Source organism: Baaleninema sp., assembly GCF_049974805.1.
GTDB lineage: Bacteria > Cyanobacteriota > Cyanobacteriia > Cyanobacteriales > Geitlerinemataceae > Baaleninema.
The window spans coordinates 1-6,821 of the sequence record NZ_JBNGCO010000173.1 but is presented as its reverse complement, the minus strand read 5'-3'; the positions used below and the strand labels follow the sequence as shown (position 1 = coordinate 6,821).

Sequence of the window (6,821 nt, the reverse complement as noted above, 5' to 3'; positions counted from 1 at the left end):
ATAACGCTTGTGGGTTATCGCTCCGCGCCAGCGGTGAAAAAGGGTATAATTCCGGTCGATCGACCAACAAAGCGGGGGCTTACTCCCACAGCCGCAGAGTGCGATAACGATGCGTTGTCCTGTCGTCTTCCTGACATCCTCCCGACAGAATTTGTTGTTCCATTTTCAGGAACAAGACTTCAGTGGTGCAAAAAACTTTTCGAGATCGGGGATTGACAAAATACACATTATATGTATTTTATGTATTTAAGGTTGAGCCAGATCCCCGGCAGCCATTTACCGATTTGATATTTTCGGGTCAAGCCTTTAATACGGCGATATCTTTTCTAACAAAGGTTTCAGGAGTTTTCTGCACCACTAAGGGAACAAGACTGAATCTGCCTGAATCGGTTCGATGTTTAACTGGGTTTTTAAAACCCATAGGCGGGTGGGTTCGGTGTTTAAAAGCTACTGGACAAATTGAGCCGGATAACGTTCGGCGAGGTATTTACAAACCTTGTCGAAACTCAGGGTTCGCGACTCAAGAGATCGATCGCCTATTGACCGCGCCTATTGACCGAATTCCACTCGCGCCTGTTCGACAATATCCACAGTGACCACGCTGGATTCAGCATCTCGTGCAATTTCCTCGATGCGCTGTCGGGCTTGAGAACGCACGAAAAACGGAATGTTTTTAAACTTGGCGGTGGCTTCGACCGTCCATTGCAGGTCGTCAGCAAAATTCGACTGTGCCATATTGTTTACTCTGAAGCATTAGACTGAGACGACTCGTACCCCCTATTTTAGACCGATTCGAGGCAGTGTAACGGTCTGACGGATCGATCGCGACGTTTTGAGAACGCGGCGATCGTGGTAAGGTAAAGTAATGTAAAGATTATGAACGTTACGTTAAAATACACGGCATCTCTATAAGAAACGCCATAACCCATCGAAACTCCAACCCTCACGAACTATGCAGCACTTGGCTTTTAAACGAATTGTGGTGTCTCTGGCTGCGGTCTGCTGGGCAGCCCTGTCTTGGGCGATCGCGCCAGCGGCCTACGCCTACGACAACCCCGAACTGCTTCCGGAGGTCGAAACCCCCATCATCGACTTAGCCGAAGCCCTCACCAGCACTCAAGAAGAGCAACTGGTGGCTGATTTAGAACGCCTCGAAAACGAAACCGGATACAAACTGCGGGTGTTAACCCAATTCGATCGCACCCCTGGAAGAGCCGTCAAAGACTTCTGGGGACTCGACGATAAAAGCGTTCTGCTCATCGCCGACCCCCGAGGGGGTAATCTTTTAGGATTCAACGTGGGAGACGCTGTATACTCCTTACTGCCTCGGACTTTCTGGATCGAACTGCAAACCCGCTACGGCAACCAATTTTTCGTGCGGGATAACGGCGAGGATCAATCCATTCTGCAATCTCTGAAATCCGTCGAATCCTGCCTGCGTCAGGGGGGCTGCCGCGTCGTACCGGGACTGCCTCGCGAACAGTGGATTCTTACCCTCGTGACCTCGGTCATCGGTGGTTTAGTGTGCGGGTTCGCCGCACAACCGAGAGGTGGAAAACTCGTCGCTTGGCAATGGGCGTTAATCTTTTCTCCCCTGTGGGGCATTCTGTTCGTGGCCTTCGGTATCGGCCCGGTGATTAGCCGAACTTCCGACTGGCTGCCCTTGTTGCGGAACGTTCTCGGCTTCGTTCTCGGGGCTTTAGTGGCCTATCTGACGCCGATTATCGATCGCTCTTCGCCGTCGGAAACTTAACAAAACTCGAACGATTTCCCTTGGGATGTCGCGATCGCGAAAGCCGAGCTGGTAAGCTGAAAGCAACTTTTCAGATCCGTTCGTGGCGTCCCAACCTTATGGAGTGGCATATCACAGAAGCCCAAGGACTCGGTGTCGTCGATCGCGAATTCGGCGATCGCGAGTTCTCACCAGCCGAATATCATATCGTGCGTCAAGTGGTTTACGAAACCGCTGACTTTGAATATAAAAACCTAATTCGCTTTTCCGAAACCGCACTGCAAGAAGGGGCAGCTGCCTTAGCCGCCCGGACGACCATCGTGGTAGACGTTCCCATGGTGCAAGTGGGCATTACGCCCAATATCATGGACACCTTCGCCAACCCCGTCTATTGCAGTATGGACGCCCTCACCCGGCCTCAAAAAGAAAAAACGCGGGCGGCGTGGGGCATCGAAACCCTGGCGCGACGCTATCCCGAAGGGATTTTTGTCATCGGTCAGTCTCAAACAGCGTTGACTGCCCTAGTGGAGTTAATCGAAGCCGAAGCCATTCGCCCGGCTTTAGTGGTCAGTACCCCCGCTGGATTTACGGGAATGGACGTTTTGAAAGAACGGTTGAACGATTCCCGAGTGCCTCACATTCGCAGTGCCGGACGGAAAGGTTCTGCTGTGGTTGCCGTGGCGGTTATCAACAGTTTAGTGGATTTAGCGTGGCAAGCTTACGGGCAAGATAACAGCATCGTAACCGCTTGAGACGCCTCGCGATCGGCAAACGCGCCGCCAGAGTCGCCATCGCCATCGACGGTTCACCACACTGTCTTCTCGAACGTTAAAACTGGCCGATTTCAAAATCCTTGAAAATTCGGACTCGAATGCGGATATTGCCCTCCGTTTGGTTCGGTTGGTGCGACGTATCCCAACCCCCCTTCCCGATATTCTAGAAATATCGAGATTGTCAATTCATCCGATTTCCGCGATCGATCTACGAGGGAAGTTGTCGTGCAGTTGTCCCGTTTACCTACGTTCAGTCAACTACTAAATCAAAGCGATCGCCTCAGTTTGGGGCGTCCGGGGTGTCGCAGCGCACGCCACGCCGACCGTCAATGGCGGGCGGCCGTAGACGCTCTCAATACGCTGTTAAATCCAGATAACCGCCCAAATGCTCACAACAAGACCGAAGCCTCGAAGCTGTCGGGTTTCGTCTTGTCGGCACCGACGCCCATTCTGGGTAATGCAGACCTGCTCGATCGCTTTACCACTTGGACCATTGCTCCAACAGGAAGCCACGACGCTTCCACGCGATCGCATTACTGCCTTCCCAGCGCCACCCCCACCGCTACGCCTCACCTCTCATCTCACCTCAACACCCTGTCTTTACCGAAAGACGACCCCCTAACCCGCGAACAGTTCTGTTTGACCTTCGCCAGCCATTTCAGCCTCGTCATGGTGCGGGGTACCGACGAAGAGGGGCGACCCGTCTTTCAGTTTACCTTCGACCCGAAAATCGTCGATCGCGCTTGGAACGCCCTACAACAGCGACTCCAAACCAGCCATCCCGAAACAGTTGCCGACCTCGACCGACTCGCGGAACGGTTCGCCCCCGTCGAACCCCATTACAAAACCGTCATGCAGTTTAGCGAAGCGGTGTTGCAGACACTTCCCGACCCCGCCGAGACATCCGAGGAACGGCGGGTGTCTTCCGCAACGCGGCAGGTTCGCCCAGTCCGAGACAGGGCGAAACCCCACAGCGAACCCTGGGCGCAATTTCAAACAGCGTTTTGCATGAACGTTTCGTCTGAAACCGACTCCACGGCAGCTTTTGCCCCGGACGTAGAACTGTTACAAGCCCTAGCCCACGAAGTCCGCACGCCTTTAAGTACCATCCGCACCTTTACTAAAATGTTGCTGAAGCGGAAGGACTTAGCCCCCGACGTGCTGCGGTGGCTCGAAAGCATCGATCGCGAATGTAGCGAACAGATCGATCGCTTCGGATTAATTTTTAAAGCCGTCGAACTCGAAACCTGCAAACCTCAGCATCACGTTCAACTGACAACCACCTCTCTAGCCGAGGTCGTCAACAGTTGCATTCCCCGCTGGCAGAAACAAGCCAGCCGTCGCAGCCTGAAACTGGACGTACTGCTACCGCAAAAAATGCCCCAAGTCATCAGCGATCCCAACCTACTCGATCGCGTGTTGACCGGGACTGTCGATCGATTCACCAGTCAGCTTCCGTTGGGGAGTTACGTGCAGGTGAAAGTGATGCCCGCCGGACATCAACTGAAGTTACAACTCAAAGCCAGTTCCAAAACTCAAACCAATGCCAGTTGTACCGCCAACGCACCCTTGAAGTCGATCGGTCAACTTCTCAACTTCCAACCCGAAACCGGAAACATCAGCCTTAACTTGTCAGCGACGAAAAACCTCTTCCACGCCCTCGGCGGTAAACTCATCGTCCGCAACCGTCCCCAGCAGGGAGAAGAATTGACGATTTTCCTGCCGCTGGAACGGTGATGAGGAGATGAGGAGATGAGGAGATGATGGAGTGATGAGAACTGTCAACTGTCCTGACTGTTCGCTGCTCACTGTTCGCTGTAAGATCGAATCAAACAGTTTAAGAAAATCCGATCGCACATAATCGCACATAACAGATGTCAGCGACCTCAATCGCACCCACTCCAATCTCGTTTCCCCTCACCGCCATCGTGGGACAGGAAGCCATCAAACTGGCTCTGCTCCTGTCCGCCATCGATCCCGGTTTGGGCGGCGTGGCCGTGTCCGGCCGTCGCGGAACCGCCAAATCCGTCATGGCACGGGCGCTTCACGCCCTGCTGCCCCCCATCGAAGTCGTCGAAGACTCCCTCAGTAACTGCGACCCCAACAAACCGGAAGAGTGGGACGATCGCGCGATCGAACTCTACGGAAATCGCACCAACGGCACCAACGCCGAAATGCCGGAGGTTCCCACCCGCGTCATCCCCACCCCCTTCGTGCAAATTCCCCTCAACGTCACGGAAGACCGACTTCTGGGGTCGGTGGACGTAGAACAGTCCGTCAAACAGGGACAACCGGTGTTTCAACCGGGACTGCTGGCGCAGGCTCATCGCGGCGTCCTCTACGTGGACGAAATCAACCTTCTCGACGACCAGGTGGCGAACCTGCTGCTGAACGTCCTCACAGAAGGCCGCAACCCAATCGAACGGGAAGGGATTAGCTTCCAACATCCCTGTCAGCCGTTGTTGATTGCAACCTACAACCCCGACGAAGGACCGCTGCGGGAACATTTGCTTGATCGCATCGCCATTACCCTCTCCGCCGACCAAGTGTTGGGACTCGATATGCGCGTGGCGGCGGTCGATCGCGTCTTAGATTACGCCAAATCCCCCGAACACTTCCTCAAGCAGTTTGATGAAGACCTCGATGGCTTGAAAACCCAAATTCTCCTGGCGCGAGAATGGTTGAAAGACGTTCGCATCAAACCGGAACAGGTCGAGTATCTCGTCAACGAAGCCATTCGCGGCGTCGTCCAGGGACATCGCGCCGAACTGTTCGCCGTGCGCGTGGCCAAAGCCGCCGCCGCCTTAGACGGACGCACGGAAGTCAACGCCGACGACTTGCGCCGGGCTGTAGAATTGGTCATCGTTCCGCGATCGACCGTGATTCAGACGCCACCGGAAGAGGAACCGCCGCCGCCTCCCCCGCCGCCGGAGTCTAACCCCCCGGAAGACCAGCAAGAAGACCAGCAGGAAGAAGACCAACAGGACGAGGACGACCAATCGGAAGAAGACCAACCGGAAGACCAAACGCCGGACATTCCCGAAGAGTTTATTTTCGACCCGGAAGGGGCGATTCTCGACCCGGAAGTGCTGTATTTTTCCCAATCGATGCAGCGGGTTGGGAAATCGGGAAGCCGCAGTTTGATTTTTTCTGACGATCGCGGACGCTATATCAAACCGATGTTACCTCAAGGGAAAGTGGTTCGCGTGGCAGTCGATGCCACGTTGCGGGCGGCTGCACCCTATCAGAAGTCGCGACGGTTGCGGAATCCGGGTCGCCGCGTCATCGTGGAACAGTCCGATTTGCGATCGAAACGGTTGGTTCGCAAAGCTGGGGCGTTGGTGGTGTTCCTGGTGGACGCTTCCGGGTCGATGGCGTTGAATCGAATGCAGTCGGCGAAGGGTGCGGTGATGCAACTGCTGACGGAAGCCTATCAGAGTCGCGACCAAGTGTCGTTGATTCCGTTCCGTGGGGAACAAGCCGAGGTGTTGTTACCGCCGACGCGATCGATTACTCAGGCGCGGCGACGGTTGGAACGGCTTCCCTGCGGCGGCGGTTCGCCCTTGGCCCACGGGTTGACGCAGGCGGTTCGAGTGTGCGTGAACGCCCAACAGTCGGGAGATGTGGGTCAGGCTGCGATCGTGGCCATTACGGACGGACGGGGAAATATTCCCTTGGCGCGATCGCTCGGGGAACCGATGGAACCGGGGGAAAAACCGGATATTAAGAAAGAGTTGCTGGAAATCGCCGGAAAAATCCGCGCCTTGAGCATTCAGCTTCTCGTGATCGACACTGAAAGCAAGTTTGTTTCGACGGGATTCGCGAAGGAACTGGCCAAGCAAGCGGGTGGGAAGTATTATCACCTTCCGAAAGCCAGCGACCAAACTATTGCAGCTATGACGCAAAATGCGTTGAGAGATGCAATGGGTTAAGAGGGTTGCAATCTTCTTCTAAGAAACCGGGTATCTAGATACCCGGTTTCTGGTGTTGGGATTCACCACATCAGACACAGAGGACACAGAGGGATTTGGGGAAGAGAAGCGATTAAATGTTCTTCGGATCGATTCCCAATTCCCGCAATTTGGCTTCGAGGCGTTCCAGACGTTGCGCTAACTCCACGGAGGTTAAAAACGGCGTTCCGTCAGGGCGATAGAGTTCTAACTGTGCTGGGGTTAACTCGAAACGAATTCCCAACAGCGGACTAACCCAGTTTTCGACGGACTCGATGGGTTCGAGTTTCCCGTCGCCGCCAATCCAACCTTTTGACATACTCGCCGCCTTAAAAGAGCGGCGATTCTCCAGACCTCACGGTTTGG

6 protein-coding genes are annotated in these 6,821 nt (G+C 54.6%); 4 read left to right on the top strand and 2 right to left on the bottom strand.

Translation table 11 applies throughout. From position 1 onward, the window contains the following. Nucleotides 1-549: 549 nt before the first annotated feature. Entirely contained in the window at nt 550-735 is a 186-nt protein-coding gene (locus ACP5D4_RS20465; RefSeq protein WP_428013464.1) for a PCP reductase family protein, read from the bottom strand. 217 nt (nt 736-952) lie between these two features. On the opposite strand from ACP5D4_RS20465, the gene ACP5D4_RS20460 reads away from it, so the two are divergent. From ACP5D4_RS20460 to bchD, 4 genes are all read left to right on the top strand, one after another. Then, nucleotides 953-1,753 carry a TPM domain-containing protein gene (locus ACP5D4_RS20460; protein WP_428013463.1) on the top strand — a complete coding sequence of 267 codons (801 nt, stop codon included), beginning with the start codon at nt 953-955 and terminating at the stop codon, nt 1,751-1,753. Between the two features lie 98 nt (nt 1,754-1,851). After that, the gene (locus ACP5D4_RS20455; protein ID WP_428013462.1) at nt 1,852-2,484 is read left to right on the top strand and encodes a precorrin-8X methylmutase; all 633 of its coding nucleotides are present in this window, start codon (nt 1,852-1,854) and stop codon (nt 2,482-2,484) included. A gap of 246 nt (nt 2,485-2,730) precedes the next feature. Beyond that, a complete protein-coding gene (locus ACP5D4_RS20450; protein WP_428013461.1) occupies nt 2,731-4,242 on the top strand; it encodes a sensor histidine kinase in 1,512 nt (503 codons plus the stop codon). A gap of 137 nt (nt 4,243-4,379) precedes the next feature. Next, nucleotides 4,380-6,437, top strand: coding sequence for a magnesium chelatase ATPase subunit D (bchD, locus tag ACP5D4_RS20445; RefSeq protein ID WP_428013460.1), 2,058 nt, complete (start codon nt 4,380-4,382; stop codon nt 6,435-6,437). Nucleotides 6,438-6,549: 112 nt separating this feature from the next. Here the strand turns inward: bchD and ACP5D4_RS20440 are convergent, their stop codons facing one another. After that, nucleotides 6,550-6,774 carry a hypothetical protein gene (locus ACP5D4_RS20440; protein WP_428013459.1) on the bottom strand — a complete coding sequence of 75 codons (225 nt, stop codon included), beginning with the start codon at nt 6,772-6,774 and terminating at the stop codon, nt 6,550-6,552. Nucleotides 6,775-6,821 lie beyond the last annotated feature (47 nt).